The sequence below is a fragment of the Cupriavidus sp. 01T418 genome (genome assembly GCF_056398885.1).
Window position 1 is genome coordinate 36,214 of record NZ_JBFTQG010000005.1, and the last position, 16,737, is coordinate 52,950.

At 61.6% G+C, this 16,737-nt stretch carries 15 protein-coding genes; 9 read left to right on the plus strand and 6 right to left on the minus strand.

The window, feature by feature from the left end; genetic code table 11:
• Positions 1-6: 6 nt before the first annotated feature.
• From AC1DQ3_RS07625 to AC1DQ3_RS07640, 4 genes are all read left to right on the plus strand, one after another.
• A complete protein-coding gene (locus AC1DQ3_RS07625; RefSeq protein WP_477119574.1) occupies positions 7-732 on the plus strand; it encodes an amino acid ABC transporter ATP-binding protein in 726 nt (241 codons plus the stop codon).
• Between the two features lie 109 nt (positions 733-841).
• Positions 842-1,888 (plus strand): D-cysteine desulfhydrase, encoded by a 1,047-nt coding sequence (locus AC1DQ3_RS07630; protein WP_477119797.1) that lies wholly within the window; start codon positions 842-844, stop codon positions 1,886-1,888.
• Between the two features lie 340 nt (positions 1,889-2,228).
• Positions 2,229-2,555, plus strand: coding sequence for a helix-turn-helix domain-containing protein (locus AC1DQ3_RS07635; protein WP_477119575.1), 327 nt, complete (start codon positions 2,229-2,231; stop codon positions 2,553-2,555).
• A complete protein-coding gene (locus AC1DQ3_RS07640; protein WP_477119576.1) occupies positions 2,542-3,858 on the plus strand; it encodes a HipA domain-containing protein in 1,317 nt (438 codons plus the stop codon). The genes AC1DQ3_RS07635 and AC1DQ3_RS07640 overlap by 14 nt, the downstream gene beginning before the upstream one ends.
• Before the next feature lie 276 nt (positions 3,859-4,134).
• Here AC1DQ3_RS07640 and AC1DQ3_RS07645 read toward each other — a convergent pair whose 3' ends face one another.
• The 5 genes from AC1DQ3_RS07645 to AC1DQ3_RS07665 form a co-directional block, all read right to left on the minus strand.
• A complete protein-coding gene (locus AC1DQ3_RS07645) occupies positions 4,135-4,476 on the minus strand; it encodes a hypothetical protein (RefSeq protein WP_477119577.1) in 342 nt (113 codons plus the stop codon).
• A gap of 160 nt (positions 4,477-4,636) precedes the next feature.
• Positions 4,637-5,371, minus strand: coding sequence for an MgtC/SapB family protein (locus AC1DQ3_RS07650; RefSeq protein ID WP_477119578.1), 735 nt, complete (start codon positions 5,369-5,371; stop codon positions 4,637-4,639).
• Positions 5,372-5,383: 12 nt separating this feature from the next.
• Positions 5,384-6,733 (minus strand): TolC family outer membrane protein, encoded by a 1,350-nt coding sequence (locus tag AC1DQ3_RS07655; protein ID WP_477119579.1) that lies wholly within the window; start codon positions 6,731-6,733, stop codon positions 5,384-5,386.
• A 44-nt stretch (positions 6,734-6,777) separates the two neighbouring features.
• Positions 6,778-9,831 carry an efflux RND transporter permease subunit gene (locus tag AC1DQ3_RS07660; RefSeq protein ID WP_477119580.1) on the minus strand — a complete coding sequence of 1,018 codons (3,054 nt, stop codon included), beginning with the start codon at positions 9,829-9,831 and terminating at the stop codon, positions 6,778-6,780.
• Entirely contained in the window at positions 9,828-10,946 is a 1,119-nt protein-coding gene (locus AC1DQ3_RS07665) for an efflux RND transporter periplasmic adaptor subunit (protein WP_477119581.1), read from the minus strand. The genes AC1DQ3_RS07660 and AC1DQ3_RS07665 overlap by 4 nt, the downstream gene beginning before the upstream one ends.
• A gap of 360 nt (positions 10,947-11,306) precedes the next feature.
• Here AC1DQ3_RS07665 and AC1DQ3_RS07670 point away from each other — a divergent pair, with 360 nt between their 5' ends.
• Positions 11,307-12,020: a TetR/AcrR family transcriptional regulator gene (locus AC1DQ3_RS07670; RefSeq protein ID WP_477119582.1), complete on the plus strand. Its 714-nt coding sequence runs from the start codon at positions 11,307-11,309 to the stop codon at positions 12,018-12,020.
• Between the two features lie 15 nt (positions 12,021-12,035).
• Here the strand turns inward: AC1DQ3_RS07670 and AC1DQ3_RS07675 are convergent, their stop codons facing one another.
• The gene (locus AC1DQ3_RS07675) at positions 12,036-12,743 is read right to left on the minus strand and encodes a TetR/AcrR family transcriptional regulator (protein ID WP_477119798.1); all 708 of its coding nucleotides are present in this window, start codon (positions 12,741-12,743) and stop codon (positions 12,036-12,038) included.
• Positions 12,744-12,994: 251 nt separating this feature from the next.
• Here AC1DQ3_RS07675 and AC1DQ3_RS07680 point away from each other — a divergent pair, with 251 nt between their 5' ends.
• The 4 genes from AC1DQ3_RS07680 to AC1DQ3_RS07695 are packed head-to-tail and all read left to right on the plus strand — an operon-like array spanning position 12,995 to position 16,563.
• Positions 12,995-13,675, plus strand: coding sequence for a paraquat-inducible protein A (locus AC1DQ3_RS07680; protein ID WP_477119583.1), 681 nt, complete (start codon positions 12,995-12,997; stop codon positions 13,673-13,675).
• Positions 13,672-14,346: a paraquat-inducible protein A gene (locus AC1DQ3_RS07685; protein ID WP_477119584.1), complete on the plus strand. Its 675-nt coding sequence runs from the start codon at positions 13,672-13,674 to the stop codon at positions 14,344-14,346. The genes AC1DQ3_RS07680 and AC1DQ3_RS07685 overlap by 4 nt, the downstream gene beginning before the upstream one ends.
• Positions 14,330-15,958, plus strand: a complete 1,629-nt coding sequence (locus AC1DQ3_RS07690; protein WP_477119585.1) for a PqiB family protein — start codon at positions 14,330-14,332, stop codon at positions 15,956-15,958. The genes AC1DQ3_RS07685 and AC1DQ3_RS07690 overlap by 17 nt, the downstream gene beginning before the upstream one ends.
• Positions 15,955-16,563: a PqiC family protein gene (locus AC1DQ3_RS07695; protein WP_477119586.1), complete on the plus strand. Its 609-nt coding sequence runs from the start codon at positions 15,955-15,957 to the stop codon at positions 16,561-16,563. The genes AC1DQ3_RS07690 and AC1DQ3_RS07695 overlap by 4 nt, the downstream gene beginning before the upstream one ends.
• Positions 16,564-16,737: the final 174 nt, after the last annotated feature.

Below are 16,737 nucleotides of genomic sequence, written 5' to 3' on the forward strand. Positions count from 1 at the left end.
AAAACGATGATCGCGCTCGAAGGCGTATCGAAGTGGTACGGTCAGTTCAAGGTGCTTGATGCGTGCAGCACCCAGGTTGGCAAAGGCGAGGTCGTGGTCATCTGCGGCCCTTCCGGATCAGGAAAATCCACCCTGATCAAAACGGTCAACGGGCTCGAGCCATTCCAGCAGGGCCGGATCAGTGTGGACGGGGTGATGGTCGGCGAACCAAAGATCAAGCTCGCCCAGTTGCGCGCGCGGGTTGGCATGGTGTTTCAGCATTTTGAGCTGTTCCCGCATCTGTCCATTCTCGACAACCTGTCATTGGCACAGGTCAAGGTGCTGAAACGCCGCAAAGAGGAGGCGCAGGACAACGGCATGCGGCTGCTCGAGCGCGTCGGCCTGAAGGCCCATGCGCGGAAATTCCCCGGGCAGCTTTCGGGCGGGCAACAACAGCGCGTTGCGATTGCGCGCGCGCTGTCGATGGATCCGGTCGCCATGTTGTTCGACGAACCGACATCGGCGCTCGATCCCGAGATGATCAATGAGGTGCTGGACGTGATGGTCGAACTTGCACGCGAAGGCATGACGATGATCTGCGTCACCCATGAAATGGGGTTCGCGAAGAAGGTCGCCAACCGGGTGATTTTCATGGATGGCGGCGCCATCGTCGAAGACACCGGCAAGGAAGCCTTCTTCGGCGACCCAAAGTCGGCCCGCGCGAAGGAATTCCTCGCCAAGATCCTGCACTGATTCACGCAGGCTCGCCTGAAGGCGGGCGGTGGTCGTGGGACGCCCAACGTCCCCGGTGACACCGCGCGCCGCCTCCCCGTCTTGGGCCACCTCCCCCAGAGTCAAAATCATGAAAATCTCGGATCGCCTTGCCTCCTTTGCCCGCCTCGATCTGGTCGGCGCGGTCACGCCCCTGCAGAAGCTGGATCGCCTGTCCCGGATGCTCAGGCGGGATATCTACATCAAGCGGGATGACACCACGCCACTCGCGTTTGGCGGGAACAAGTTGCGCAAGCTTGAGTTCCTGGCCGCTGACGCCTTGCGCCAGGGCGCCGACACGCTGGTGACGGCAGGCGCCATACAGTCGAATCATGTCCGGCAGACGGCTGCGCTGGCGGCCCGTCTCGGACTGCGCTGCAGGGCCTTGCTGGAAAACCCGACCGGCACCACAGACTGCGATTACCTGCATAGCGGCAACCGCCTGCTGCTAGATCTGTTCAATGCGCAGGCCGAGCCGGTTGCCAATCTCGACAACGCCGACGCACAGTTGCAAGCCCTTGCGCAACGGCTGCATGGCGACGGGCATAAGCCTTACATCATTCCGATCGGCGGGTCCAATCCGCTGGGGGCATTGGGGTATGTGCGTGCGGGCCTGGAGTTGGCGCAGCAAGCCGAAGCGATGGGTCTGACATTCTCGGCGGTCGTGCTGGCATCCGGCAGTGCCGGAACCCACGGCGGGCTTGCGTTGGCGCTCGCACACGCGATGCCGGATACACCGGTCGTCGGCGTTACGGTCTCGCGCAGCGTCGCAGCGCAGACTCCGAAGGTGGCAGGGCTGATCGAAGGTACCGCCGGGCTGCTCGATGTGGAGGTGCCGGCAGGGCTGAAGATCGAGCTGTGGGACGAGTACTTCGCACCTCGCTATGGCGAACCCAACCGGGCGGGACTGGAGGCCATCCGCATCCTGGCAGGTGCCGAAGGGGTATTGCTCGATCCCGTCTATACGGGGAAGGCGATGGCTGGTTTGCTCGATGGTGTCGCGCGCGGGCGCTTTGCCGGGGATGGCCCGCTGTTGTTCCTGCATACCGGTGGTGCGCCGGCGTTGTTTGCGTATCGCAATGCAATCAACAGGTTAAATAGGGGTGCCCTCGCAGATGCGAGCCCAATTCACCGATAGAGCACAACTGCATACCGCTACACCACCTTCAAATTGCGGCGTAGCTCTGCACATTACTTGGCAATGAGCAAGTTTGCTCAACTGTCGAGGCTATTGCTGATAACCCCGAAGCCGTTCTCGAGCCCGAGCGAGTCGCTGAACTCAGGGGAGAGAATCTGAGAATCCATGCGCTCACAGGGTTTTCGAGCCGCAGCGACCACTCAGCTGCAAAAAAACATGCGGTCGCACGGTTTTGAGCCCGCACACCCGGCAAACAGTGGAAAACCACGCATTCGCATGGTTTTTCTTGTAAACCGCAGACCTTTGGTGTAAAATCCTTGCGATCATAAGGATTTTGACCATGAAAGCTCCCATTCAGAGTGCTTCAGACTTTGCAGTGCTCGTGCGAGCGGCTCGAAAGGCACAAAGCTTGAGACAAGATGACGCGGCAGGTGCCAGCGGAGTCAGTGCGAGCTTCATGCTGAAATTGGAGTCTGGGAATACAAATCTCAACTGGGGCCACCTGTTTGAGGTCCTTCAGTCCTTAGGCATTCGCTTGTCCGCAGACTTGCCCGATGTCGCGTCAAATTGGGTTGTCGCCGAACGGGAAAAGCTGATGCGGCGTCAGGCCCAAGGTCACCGGAAGAATGGCAAGCTGACTCCGCTGGAGACTAATGGCCGTGACTAAGCGCTCGCTGATTGCCAGCATCAATGGCGTGCCCGTCGGCGAGCTCGATGCGACTGACGACATCTGGCAATTCACCTACGACCCGGCTTGGCTGGCAAGCCCCGAGCGACACCCGCTTAGTCCGGCGCTGCCGCTTCAGCCAGAACCTATCCGGGATGGGAGCACAAAGCGCCATGTGCAGTGGTACTTCGATAATCTGCTGGCGGAGGAAGGACAACGGACATTGCTCGCAGCCGACGCCAAAGTTAGCGCGGGAGACTCCTTTGCCCTGTTGGAGTACTACGGTGCCGAGTCAGCCGGTTCCGTAACGCTGCTTCCCCCTGGTCAAACCAATCATGTGAAACCAGAGCTTCGCCCGCTGTCCTTCGAAGACCTGGAAGCGCGAATTAGGAATTTGCCGCGCGTACCCCTAACGCACAGCGCCATCAAGCGAATGTCGCTGGCTGGCGCGCAACACAAGCTCGCGGTTGTCTTCCGCGGCGGGGAGCTTTTTGAACCTGGCGGCCCGACTCCGTCGACACACATCCTGAAACCAAATCACCAGGACACCGACGACTACCCGCACTCTGTTATCAACGAATACTTTGCCCTGCGACTGGCCCGCATGCTTCGGCTGCCAGTTCCCGGCGTCCACCGGCTATATGTACCCTCTCCCGTCTACCTGATAAACCGGTTTGACCGGATAGAGGTGGCGGACGAATGGAGCCGTGTACATACCCTGGATGCTTGCCAGCTGCTCAGCATGTCCAGTGCCTTCAAGTATTCAAGAGGAAGTGTCGAGTCTCTCGGTGAATTGGTCGAGCGTACGCGCTTTCCCGGACCCACTCGCGTAAGCCTATTTCGTTGGCTTGTCTTCAACCTGCTGATTGGAAACAGCGATGCTCACCTGAAGAATCTCAGCTTCTTGGTGACCGCAGAAGGAATTAGTCTTGCGCCTTTCTATGACCTGTTGAGCGTCGCCGCCTACGACACCGCAGCCTACGGCAAGACTGGTTGGCCTAAGGACACCCGCCTGGCCTGGGGCCTTCTTGGCACAGACACATTTCATAGCGTCACAGGGACTCTCATGCTCAGTGTCGCAGACAAGTTGGGCATTGCATCCAGGACGGCTGAGCGCTTCCTGCATCAGATGTGCAAGGACATCCGAGCAGCAGCGGAAAAATTGCTAGCCGAAATTCAGGCCGAAAATGCCAAACTTCGTGAAGCTCAGCCGGCCCTTGCCGCGGTTCTGGCAGGAGAAGAAAAAATGCTGAGAACTATCCAGTTCGTCATCATCACTGATATGGTGAAACAGTTGGGTTAACCCTTGAGGTTGCCCAGCATTTGCTGCAGCGTGCGCTCACGGGGCTTAAGGTGGGCACGCATCTACTGCGTCGCGCGTTCGTCGAAGTATTTCCTGGAGCGAAGTTCCATTTTGCTTCCAATCCTGTTCGTCTCCGGGCAGACCCGGGCGCCCGGCCTCTATTGAATGCCTCGGCTTCGCCTCGATGTACTACGTCAGAGCGCTTTTGTGATCTTGAGCGATGGGTAGTTTCGGCGCAGGCAGAAGCCGCGGCGCGCTGCATCCGGTGCATGCTTGCTATGGCAAACGTGGCATCGGTGGGGGAACGGGCTGCGAACGCGGAGCAGCCGCAACGCCAGGTAACTGCGTAGGCGGCACGACGATGTATGGATATATCGCCAATTCGTTACCCGGCAGCGTCCCGGATGTTGAGGTCGGCTGTGCTCCGCCGATTTTCTGCTGTGAAAGTGATGCGGTTCCCAGCTCAGTGCCGCTCCGACCGTCGCTAATGCCGTGCTGGGTATTTAGATTCAAGGCGAGACTGCTTGTCTGCGGAGCAGCAAATGCAGCCGCCGACGCCATCAACAGCGTGATCGCGATGGTGGAGTTTCTTAAATGGATCAAATGGCCTGAAAACATGAGCGGTCCTGTTCATGATGGGTTTGTGCGGGCGGGTGTTGCATGCCGGCAATGCCAATTTACGAGCAGGCTGACAGTGGATCGTGGCAAGCTCGCCGTGGCGATATGGCGCAGAGACTACCTTGACAACGCGCCTGACTAAGGTGTTCGCTTACCCGAATCAATTGCGCACCGGTACGATGCTGAACCGGGAGACTCCCTGGGTTACAGCCATCTCGGCCGCAAGTCCCGCCGGCGATAGCGCGCGCGCCTTGTCCGGTGCGACCAGGCTGATGCGCCACACGGCCTGGCTGTCGGCATACGTGATAGTCAGGCTGTCGTGCAGCACGCGATAGCCGCGGGACCTTGCCCTGTCGATCAGCAGATCGAAGTCAGGGGCTTCTCCGGGTTGGAAAGTCAGCGACACGTCAAGCGTCATGCGCCCCGGAAGCCTGGACTCCAGCCGYTGCAACAGGGACATCGAGCCCACGCATAGCACGGCGRGCAGCAACGCGGCGGCATAGAAACCAACGCCGAGCAACACGCCTATGGCCGAGGCAGCCCAGATGGATGCCGCGGTCGTGAGGCCGCGGATGCTCATGCCGTCCTTCATGATGACTCCGGCGCCAAGGAAGCCGACGCCGGTGACCACGCCCTGGATCGTATGGGTCGGGTCTGCCTGGATGTGCGCTGTGGCGCCGCCGTACCAGAGCGACGCATGACCGACGAACACCGTCAGCGCCGTGGACGCCATGCACACGAGGCCGTAGGTGCGCATGCCGGCGGCGCGGCCGTTGTACGAGCGCTCGTAGCCAACCAGCATGCCGAGCAGCAGCGCGCCCACCATGTTCAGTCCGATGAGCGCGTTGGCGGCGAGAAAAGGGCCGCTCCAATAGTGCTGCAGTTCTCCTAGCATAGGATTTCTCGATCAGGATGCGAGCCAGGCATTCAGCGAACGCAGGGTTTCCTCGCTCAATTCCCCCGTCGCGGCGGCAAGCCGCAGACGGCCAAGAAGGTAATCCAGGCGTGCCTGAACCAGGTCAAGTTCAGCGGTGAACACGCGCTGCTGCGCGTCCAGCACGTCGGGTTCCGTACGGGTGCCAACGTCCCGGCCAAGCGTCGTCGCCGCGAGCGCGCTACGCGCAGAAGTCAACGACTGCTCGAGCGCGGCGACGCGCGACACGCCGGTTTTCACCGAGAGGAATCCGTCCTGCACATGCAAGCGCACGTCTCGCCGGGCGGCGGCAACCTCCTGCTCTGCCTGGCTCTTCCTCGCGACGGATTCCCGCTCGCGCGAATCCAGTCCGCCGCCCGCGTACAGCGGAATGTTGAGCTGCAAGCCGATCGTCGCGGTTCGACTGGTGCTGGCTGCAATCCAGGGAGCCAGGTTGCCGGTTTGCCCTTGTGCGCCATAACGTGCCACGAGCGCGACAGTCGGGCGACTGCTGACGCGGTACTTGTCGATCTCCGCGCCGGCAATGTCGAACTGCGACTGCTTGGTCTTGACGAGGTAGCTCTGCTCTTCGCCCCTTGCCTGCCAGGCCATGAGATTGTCCGGTTCCGGCGGTCGAGGCGCGAAATTGGCCGCCAGCCCGCTGAGCCGATCGGGCGGCATGCCGACCGTTTCCAGAAAGCGCGTGCGTCGTTGCTCGAGCGCAGACTGCGCCGTGACTTCACGACTCTCGACACCATCCAGGCGCGCCTGGGCTTCATGAAGATCGGTGATCTTGCCCTGGCCGATGTCGAAGCGCGCCTTCGCGCGGTCCCGTTGCTGTCGCAAGGCCGCCTTCTCGGCCTGCACTACGCGCAGCGTTTCCTCGCCCAACACCACGCCAAAGTATGCCTCGGCCACCCGCAAGGCCAGATCCTGGCGGGACTGGTCGAACTGCGTTTGCGCCAGGTTCGATTGCTCGTGCAGCTGCTTTTTCGTGGCTACCGCGGTCCTGTCGTACAGCGGCTGAATGAGCATCACGCCGGCCTGCCGCGCGGTGCCCGAACTATCGGAGGATACCAACGGTGCGGCCTCGGCCGGCGGGTTGCCGGACGAACGATTGTTGATCCGGTCCAGTGCCGCTTGCAGGCTTACGCGAGGACGCAGCAAGGCGTCACCCTGCACAGCCATCTCCCGCCCCGCCGTGAGTGCATCATTTGCAGCGAGGCTCGTCGGATCATGCGCCAATGCCTGCTGGTAGGCCCCCACGAGGTCGATAGCGCCCGACTCTCCAGCGTTCAGGAAAAGCATGCAGCCCAACGCCACCTGCCCGGCCCGCAGGGCCATACTCAATCTTTTCATCGAAATAACTCTCATCGTCATACTTGCGATCAGACGGTCGCGGGGCGCTTAGCCCGGTACCAGGTCGCATACAGAGCGGGAAGGAAGACGAGCGTCAGCACCGTGGCAACGGCGAGCCCTCCCATGATTGCCCACGCCATGGGGCCCCAGAACACGGAATGGGTAAGCGGCACCATCGCCAGAATTGCCGCCAGGGCAGTCAGCACGATCGGACGCAGCCGTCGAACCGCCGCTTCGACGATGGCCGTCCACAGTGCGACGCCCGCGCCCACATCCTGATCGATCTGTACGACCAGGATGACCGAGTTGCGGATGATCATTCCAGCGAGGGCGATGACGCCCAACATGGCGACAAAACCGAACGGAATCCGGAACGCGGCCATGATCGCGCTGACACCGATCAAGCCAAGCGGCGCCGTCAGCAGGACCATCGCCATCTTCTTCATGTCCTGCAGTTGAATCATCAGCAGTACGAGCACCACGACGATCGTGACAGGCATCACCGCGAAAACGGAATGCTGGGCCTTCGCACTCGATTCGTAAGCCCCACCGATCTCGATGCCATAGCCGAGCGGAAGCGCCTTTTCCAGTGCGTCGATCTTCGGTTGCAGTGCACGCGTGACGTCAGGTGCCTGCGCTCCTGCGATATCGGCACGAACGGTCAACGTTGGCACACGGTTACGCCGCCACAGCTCGCTGTCCTCGCTGTCAAGCGTGAGCCGGGCCACTTGCGAGACCGGCACAAACTTGCCGTCGCGCACATAGATCTTTGCGTCCTTCAAGTTGTTCAGGTCCGTACGTTCCGCCGCGACAAGGCGCGAAACCACGTCGATACCCTGGTCTTCCTCGCGGTACTGCGTGATCGGCGTGCCCGACAGCGAAGCCTCAAGGGCCTCCTTGATCTGGCCTGAGCTGATGCCCAGTGCACGCGCCTTGTCCTGGTCGACGTCGACCTGCACACGCTTGATGCGTTCGCCAAAATCCTGGTTGACCTGGCGCACGTGGGGCTCTTCACGCATGATGTCCGCCACCCGCTGCCCGATTGCACGAATCTTGGCGTTGTCCTGCCCGTACACGCGGAACTGCACCGGGTAACCGACAGGGGGACCGTTTTCCAGTCGATTGACGCGCCCACGCACGTTCGGGAATCTTCCGTCGAACAGCTTCTCGAGCTTCTCCTTCGCCCGCTCCCGTGCCTCACCGCCCTTCGTCATCACCAGCATCTCGCCCAGGTTCAGATTGGGCGTCTGCACATCGAGCGGCAGGTAGAATCGTGGCGTACCGTTGCCAACAAAGCTGGTCACCGCCGCAATATCCGGATCGCCCTTGAGCAGGCCTTCCAGCTTCTGGACCTCGCGCTGACTCGCCGCAAAGGTCGAGGCCTTCGGCATCCACAGGTCCACAATGAGTTCGGCCCGGTCTGACGCCGGAAAGAACTGCTGGGGTATCGTCTTGAACAGCACCAGTGCGCCGACAAATGCCGCAAGCGTGATGCCGAGTACCCACGCGCGCTGCCTGAGGCAGAAGTCGATGAAGTGGCGGAACTTGACATAGAAGCCGCGCTGGTAGACGGCATCCTCGTCATGCGACGCGTGCGCATGCTCTTTCAACAGCTTGAAGCCGATGTAAGGCGTGAAGAGGACGGCCACGATCCACGACAACAACAGCGAAATTCCCACCACCTGGAACAGGGAGTACACATATTCGCCAGTGCCCGACTTCGCAAAGCCGACCGGAAGGAATCCCGCAGCCGTGATCAACGTGCCGGTGAGCATCGGGAAAGCCGTGGCCGTGTACGCGTATGTGGCGGCGCGGAACTTGTCCCAGCCCTGCTCGAGCTTAAGCGCCATCATTTCAACGGCAATAATGGCGTCATCCACCAATAGTCCGAGCGCAATGATCAGCGCACCCAGCGAGATGCGCTGCAAGTCGATGCCCATTACATACATCGCGAGGAATGTCATGGCGAGCACGAGCGGGATGCTGAGCGCGACGACCAGTCCCGTGCGAAAGCCCAGCGACAGGAAGCTCACGACGAGCACAATGACCACTGCCTCGGCCAGACTCTTCTTGAACTCGAATACTGAATGCTCAACGATATGTGGCTGGTCGCTCACGGCGTGGATCTGCACGCCCACCGGCAAGGTGGACTCGATGCGCTTTACCGTTTCTTCCAGCTTTGTTCCAAGCCGGATCACGTCGCCGCCCTTGCGCATGCTCACCGCAAGTCCGATCGCCTCGAAGCCGTTGAAACGCATCCTCGAGGTGGCAGGCTCCACAAAGCCCCGACGGACGTCGGCGATATCGCCAAGGCGGAAGGTACGCTGGCCGGCACGGATGCCGATGGCGCGAATCCCTTCGACCGAGTCAAACTCGCCGCTGACAGCCAGCCGCACCTGTTCCGCGGTGGTTTGCACCGTCCCGCCTGATATCACGGCATTGGTCTGTTGGAGCGTCGACGCAATCAGTGCCGGGTCGATCCCCAGCGAGGCGAGCTTCGCGGTGGAGACTTCCACATAGATCTTCTGGTCCTGCTTGCCCACCAGGTCGACCTTGTTGACGTCGCCGACGCGAAGAAATTCGTTGCGTGCGGCATCCGCGATCCGTCTCAGATCGTCATAGTCGAAACCGTCACCAGTGATGGCATAGAGGTTGCCGAAGGTGTCCCCGAACTCGTCATTGAAGAAAGGGCCCTGCGTGCCCTGCGGCAGGGTGTGCCGGATGTCGCCCATCTTCTTCCGAACCTGGTACCACACGTCCGGCACTGCGCCGGGTGGTACGTCCTCGCGCAAGTTCACCTTGACCTGCGTTTCACCCGGCTTCACATAGGTGGACGTATAGTCGATTTCCGCCACCTCTTGCAGCTTGCGCTCGATCTTGTCGGTGACCTGATCGGCCATCTGCTGTGCGGAGCTTCCCGGCCAGTACGCCTGGACGACCATGGTCTTGATCGTGAACTCTGGGTCTTCCTTCTGGCCCAGGCTGCCATATGCCAGCACGCCGGCCACGGACAGCAGCAACAGCAGGAACGCGATCATCTGCTGATGCTTCAGTGCCCATTCGGACAGGTTGATGCCTTTCACTTCACACCTCCCGCCTTGGCGACGGTTACACCTGCCGCCTCGGCGACCTTCACCTGCTGGCCAGGCTGCAACATATGCACGCCGGCACTCACCACGGTTTCTCCGCCGGCCAAGCCTCCGACCACGATGACGCTGTCGTTCTGCGCGGCGCCCAGCTTGACTTCACGCGCGATAACGCGCGACGTCTTCGGGTCAACCACCCACACCTGGCGGCCACGTTCATGATCGACAATGGCGGTCAGGGGCACCCGGACTACGCCACTGCCATCCACGTCGGGCGCGATGACAGACGCTGTCATGCCTAGACGCAGCAGTTCCGGATCCGCCTCCTGGATGGAAATGCGCGCCGAGTACGTCCGCGTGATACTGTCCGCGTCCGGAGCAAGCTCTCGGAGTTTGCCCGTCCAGGACTTGTCCGGATGCGCCCACACCGTAATCGTTAGCGCCGGCGCCTTGCGCAGTTCGTCGACTCGCGACTCCGGAATACTGATGGAGACCTCGCGTTCGCCGTCAGCCGCGACGGTCGCGATCGTCTGCCCGGCCGAGACCACCTGGCCGGCTTCCGCGTTGATCGCGCTGACCACGCCATCACGGTCGGCAACGAGCGTGGTAAATCCGCGCATGTTGGCATTCAACTGTTGCCGCGCCAGTGCCGAACGCAATTGGGCTTCCGCCTGGTTAAGCGCCAGCCGCTGCTGGTCCAACTCGGCCTGCGAGGCAAAGTTCTGCGCGAGCAGTTGCTCGGTACGCTTAACGTCCACCCGCGCCTGGGCTACCCGGCTCCGCGCCGCATCTGCCTCCGCTCCCGCCGCGGCGACCTGCAATGTTTCCTGCGTGGGATCGAGCTGGAACAGCGGCTGGCCGCGCTTGACATGACTGCCAACTTCCACCATCCGCGCGACGATCTTGCCGGCTGTGCGGAATCCCAACAGACTTTCGTAACGCGCACGAATTTCGCCTGAGTAGTTCGCGCTGACCGACCCGGCGGCGCGCCCGGCGATCACTGTCCGCACCGGCCTAACATCCTTGTGTTCGGATGCCGGACCCTGTGTACAGGCGGCCAGCAGGTGCGCCGCGATGATGGTAAGAGCTGCCGCTCGATGGTTCCTGTTCAATTTCTGCCCTCCAATAAGGTCCGTCGCTCGCCTGCGAGTCATCAGCAGTCCAGGCCACCGAGCCACTCCATTCGGACTCGTGCTGGCGTCATTGACGGCAGGCCTGTTCGGGCTTTCGCCCCTCCCGAGAGCCTGGAATATACATCATAATGACTTTAATGTCATGATGACGTATAATTTATTTGTCGACGCACCTTTGACTTGCCGGACCAAATGCGCCGAAGATGGCGCACGCGACAAAAGCATGGGGTGCGCAAAAGACAATCGCAATACGCGGAGTGATGCGACCGGCATGGGCTGAAGACGCAGGAAGACCGCGTGGCCATGTCGGCTCATTGACCATGAGGAGAGAACAGATCAATGACCTCGATACAGACGAGATTCGCAGCTGAAACAGAACAATGGGAGACGACTGGCCACCGGCAGCGAGTTGCGGCAAAGCGGCGGCAGCGTATGCGTTCGTTGTTGCTGAACAGCGCGCTGCGCCTGATGGTAGAGAAAAGCGCCGCGTCGCCTTCCATCGACGACATCATTTCGGCAGCACGGGTTTCGCGCGGAACGTTCTACAAGTACTTTCCGTCGTCTGACGCGATCGTACGGGAGCTTGTCGGGAAGATTGCTGAACAGTGGGTGCGGACGGCCGATCCCATTGTGCGTGCCCATGACGACCCGGCCGAGCACATCGCCAGGGGAATACGGCTGGCGTCGATGCTGACGGTACACCAGCCGGGAGTGGCCGGCATCCTTGGCCGGCTCGGCTGGGCGGGCTACCAGGTACCCAATATGCTGGAGTTTGTCCGCAGGGACATAGAGGAGGGCGTTCGTCGCAATCGCTTCAAGCGCATGCCGACCGCCCTGGGGTTCAATATCGTTGCCGGAGCTGCAATGAGCGCGATGCACCGCATGCTCGAAACCGAATGTCGCGAAGATTTTTCGGAGCTCGCCGCTGCCGTGGCATTGTGCGCCTTAGGCGTGGAGGAATCGGCGGCAGACGCGATATCCAGGTCGCCGCTGGATGCGAGCGAAGCGCTATTCGACGGATTGCTCGCCGAATCGATCAGCGACGTGCCGTAGCGCCAGCGCTACTCGCTAGTTGGAGGGCTCGGCTTTCGCCGCGAGCTTCTCCTGTGCCTTTTCGAGCAATGATTCCGGCGGAGCCATCAGCTTTGGCAAAGGCGCGGACGCTAACTGTACGGCACTCGGTGCAGGCACGCCGAGCGACCGCAACACCGCCTGGACGATCCGTTCAGGATAATCCCTGGTGGTTCTGCCCTTGGCCATGCGGTGAACGGCGATCAGCCCGGCGCCGGCCACCATGTCCAACGCAACATCGGCCGAAACGTCGTCAAACGTGCCGCTCTTCAGGCCTTCCTTGATATCCGCGGGCAGGTGCTCGTACACGGCGCTCTTCTTGCCGACCAGACTCAGGCCCGTAGCGGAAAGAAATTCCGCCACGACAGGATAGGATCGTGCAAGGTGCAGGTACAAGCGAATACCCGTTGCAATACGCAACGCGGGGTCTTCAATATTGCCGACCACGCTCTCGATCATTTGCACCATGTCGTGACTGAGCGCGTCGCTGACAGCCGCCAACAGATCGTCGTTAGTACGGAAGTAGTTGTAGAAGGAACCTTGTGAGACGCCCGCTGCCGCGATGACATCCGGGATCACGCTGGCTCCGATGCCCCTCTGCGCAAAAACGAACATCGCGCTTTCAATGAGACGCCTGCGCATCCGTGCACGCCGTTCAGCGGCAACGCGAGGGCGATGGTCTTTGGGATCAGGATCGGCAAGCATCTTCAATTAGTGGTCCTTATGTGACGAGGCGATTATATCAATACGCCGCTACAACGCCGACAACATGGCGTAGGCCATGAACATCCCCGCCTTGACGCCAGCGGCGCGGGTCGCAATTCTTATACGATACTTAGTGTCATGATGACATTAACGTCATCTTGTAGCAGAATACGGAGTCTTGAAAGCTTCCGGTGCGCTCACGCACTGCTCGCCTCATACAACGAGGCCGATAACCCATACCAGGACACGTAGTGCATCAGAACCACTTCCCGCTGCCAGCTCCACCACAGGATCCGCGCCGGCTGGTTGCATGCGAGCATTGCGACGCACTCCATACGCGCGTGGCACTGGAACCGGGCGAACGTGCCACCTGCCTGCGCTGCGGCGGCGGGCTCTATCGCGATAGTTCGCTTGCCTATCGCCGCCTGCTGCCGCTCGTGGTGACCGCTCTGATTCTGTTTCTGATCTCGAACGCGTATCCGATTGTCGTCATGGACCTCAAGGGCTCGCGCATGGAGACCACGCTATGGGGCTCCGTACAGGCACTCTACGCGGACGACATGACGTTGGTGGCGATGCTCGTGTTCGCCACGACGATCCTGCTTCCGCTGGCCGAGTTGCTCATGATGTGTTACCTGCTCGTGCCGATGGCGCAGTACCGCATGCCACCCGGGTTCGACTTCATCGTGCGCAGCATTCGCCGGACGCGGCCGTGGGGCATGATCGAAGTGCTCATGATCGGCGTGCTGGTCACGGTGGTGAAGCTGTCCACCATTGCGCAGGTGCGGCCTGGCGTCGCCCTCTGGTCGTTCGGTGCCCTTGTGGTCGTACTTGCCGCCATCCTTTCCTTCGATCCGCGCGAACTGTGGCATCACCGCGTTGTCCATGATGCAGATGACGTGCCACCCTGCTCACCGGATGCCGCGTCATGACCACGCCTCAATCGCCCCAAGCTACCGCCACTTCGCTCGGACTGCTGTCGTGCCACGCTTGCGACCGGCTCAGTCCGATGACGCTCGAGGCCGAACCGTGTCCGCGCTGCGGCGCCGTACTGCATCATCGCAAGCCGGCCAGCGTGGCGCGCGCCTGGGCCTTCCTGTTGGCCGCCTATCTCCTGTATATCCCGGCCAATCTCCTGCCGGTGATGGTAACGCAATCGATTTTCGGCACACAGCGCGACACCATCATGTCCGGCGTGATCTATCTGTGGCTGTCCGGTTCGCACCTGCTGGCCCTCGTGGTACTGACCGCCAGCGTTGTCGTCCCGCTGCTGAAGATGATGATCCTGACACTGCTGCTGCTATCGGTGCGCCGCAGATCGACCTGGCGCATCCGCGAGCAGACCCGGCTCTACGCGCTGGTCGAAGTCATCGGCCGGTGGTCCATGCTCGACATCTTCGTGGTGGCAATGCTGGCCTCGCTGGTGCGGGCCGGCGCGCTGGCCACGATCATGCCCGGGGCCGGAGCCCTGGCCTTTGCCTCGGTTGTCGTACTGACCATGCTCGCGTCACTGAGCTTTGATCCCCGTCTGCTGTGGGATGCGCTCGAGACGTCGTCTTCCCCCATCGAACCTCCCCACTCCGCCCATGCCAGAACACGTTGATCATCCCCCGCCTCACGGTGTACCGCAGCCTGGACGCAAGCATCGCGCGCGCTGGCTACCCTCGCTCGTGTGGCTGATCCCCATCGTTGCGGCGGTAGTCGGACTTTCGCTGCTGATCAACACGCTTGCGTCGCGCGGGCCCGAGATCACCGTCACATTCCGCACCGCGGAAGGGCTGACGCCGGGCAAGACCCCCGTGCGCTACAAGGACGTCGATATCGGACTGGTCAAGACGGCACGGCTGGCGGCGGACCGTTCGCATGTGATCGCGACCATCGCGCTGACCAAGGACGCCGAGAACTTCGCCGTGGCCGACACACGCTTCTGGGTGGTGCGGCCACGCTTTGCCATCAGCGGCGTGTCGGGGCTCGAGACGCTGCTATCGGGCGCATATATCGGCGTGGATGCCGGCAAGTCGGACAAGACGACGCGCAGCTTTACCGGGCTCGAAGTCCCGCCGGTTATCACCACCGATTCCTCGGGCAGGCAGTTCGTGCTGCGTGCGCAGGACCTGGGCTCGCTCGACATCGGCTCTCCGCTCTACTATCGTCGCGTGCAGGTCGGCCATGTCGTTGCGTATCAACTCGAGTCGAACGGCCGCGACATCACGTTGCGGGTCTTCGTCAACAAGCCCTACGACAAGCTCGTCTCCGCCGATACGCGCTTCTGGCACGCCAGCGGCGTCGATCTCAAGCTCGACGCCAACGGGCTGAAGTTGTCCACGCAGTCGCTTGTCACCGTGATGCTTGGCGGCGTAGCCTTCCAGGCCCCGGAGCACTCGACCGCGCACACTGCGGCCGCCGAGAACACCGAGTACCTGCTGGCCGCGGATCAGTCTGAAGCCATGAAGGAACCGGAGGAACTCGCCCCCGCGCTGGCAGTGCTTAATTTCGATCAGTCCGTGCGCGGCCTGTCTCCGGGTGCGCCAGTCGATTTCCGCGGCGTGACCGTTGGGCAGGTGCGCTCGATCGGTATGGAATACCAGAGTGACAAGAAGGCCTTCCGCATGCCCGTGGTGGTGGAGCTCTATCCGTCTCGCATGGGTCTGCGCGAGAAAGATGTGGCTGACGACATGCGCAAGCGCGCCATCGTGCAAAGCCTGGTACAGCGCGGCATGCGTGCGCAGTTGCGCACCGGCAACCTGCTTACCGGCCAGCTCTATGTGGCACTCGATTTCTTTCCGAAAGCGTCTCTGCCGGCTCTGGACCTGAATGCATCGCTGCCCGAATTCCCGACCACACCGGGTACTTTCGACGAGCTGCAAGCCAAGCTTGGCGACATCGTGACCAAGATCGGCAAGGTGCCGTTCGACCAGATCGGGCAGGACGCACGCACGGCGATGGTGTCGATGAACAAGATGCTCGTCAGCGCGGACAAGCTCGTGGCACAGGTCAATGGCGATGTAGCACCGGAAGTGCTCGCCGCGCTGCAGGATGTTCGCCGCACGCTCGCCACGGCCAATGGAGCGCTGGCGCCCGACGCATCGCTGCAACAGGATACGCGTCGGATGATGCAGGAACTCACGCAAACGGCAGTCTCGCTACGCACACTGACCGATTATCTCGAGCGGCATCCCGAAGCACTGCTGCAAGGCAAGAGGGAAGAGAAATGATGAAACGTCTGACGATGCTTTTTGCGCTGGCCGCCGCGGCCGCGGCCATGATGAACGGCTGCGCGTCGCCCGAGGCGCGCTACTACACGCTGGCTGCCAGTCGCTCCAACGCCGCGCAGGCCGTGACAGTGCGAGCGAGCCGTAGCGGCGACCCGTTATGGATCGAGGTCACGCCGGTGCGCGTGCCCGAGCGGCTGAACCGCATTCAGCTGGTGGTGCGTGACGGCACCAGCGGGGGGGTGAAGCTGTTCGACACATCGCGCTGGACGTCTCCATTACCCGACGAGCTACGCGATGCGCTGTCGCAGCAACTGCAATCGACTCTCGACGCGGTGGATCTCTACCAGCACGGCCTGTCGGCGACGCAGCCGGCCTTCCGGGTAACGACCGAGGTGGTAAACCTCGACGCCAATGTGGGCAAGTGGGCAGCGGCGACCATCGCCTGGACCGTGCGGCGACTGCCGGACGGCAAGGTTCTGAGCGGCCGTACCGAAACAGAGGTGCCTGCGCCCGGGCAGGTGGAGGGCGTGGTGAATGCGTATCGGGAGATCCTCGCGGCAACCGCAGCCGATATAGCAGTCGGCGTGCGATCGCTTAACCGCTAAATATGCGTCATTACGCACATTTAGCGGTTAAGCGCGGCGACCAACCCCAACCCGGCATATCGACCGATTAAGTGTGACATAGCCAGATTTGTGAGGGGCGTCGCCTGACCAAGGGCGTGGCCAGGCGTTCTAGCGCGCGTTTCAACTGGTTCAACGTACAAATCAAACCTGCTG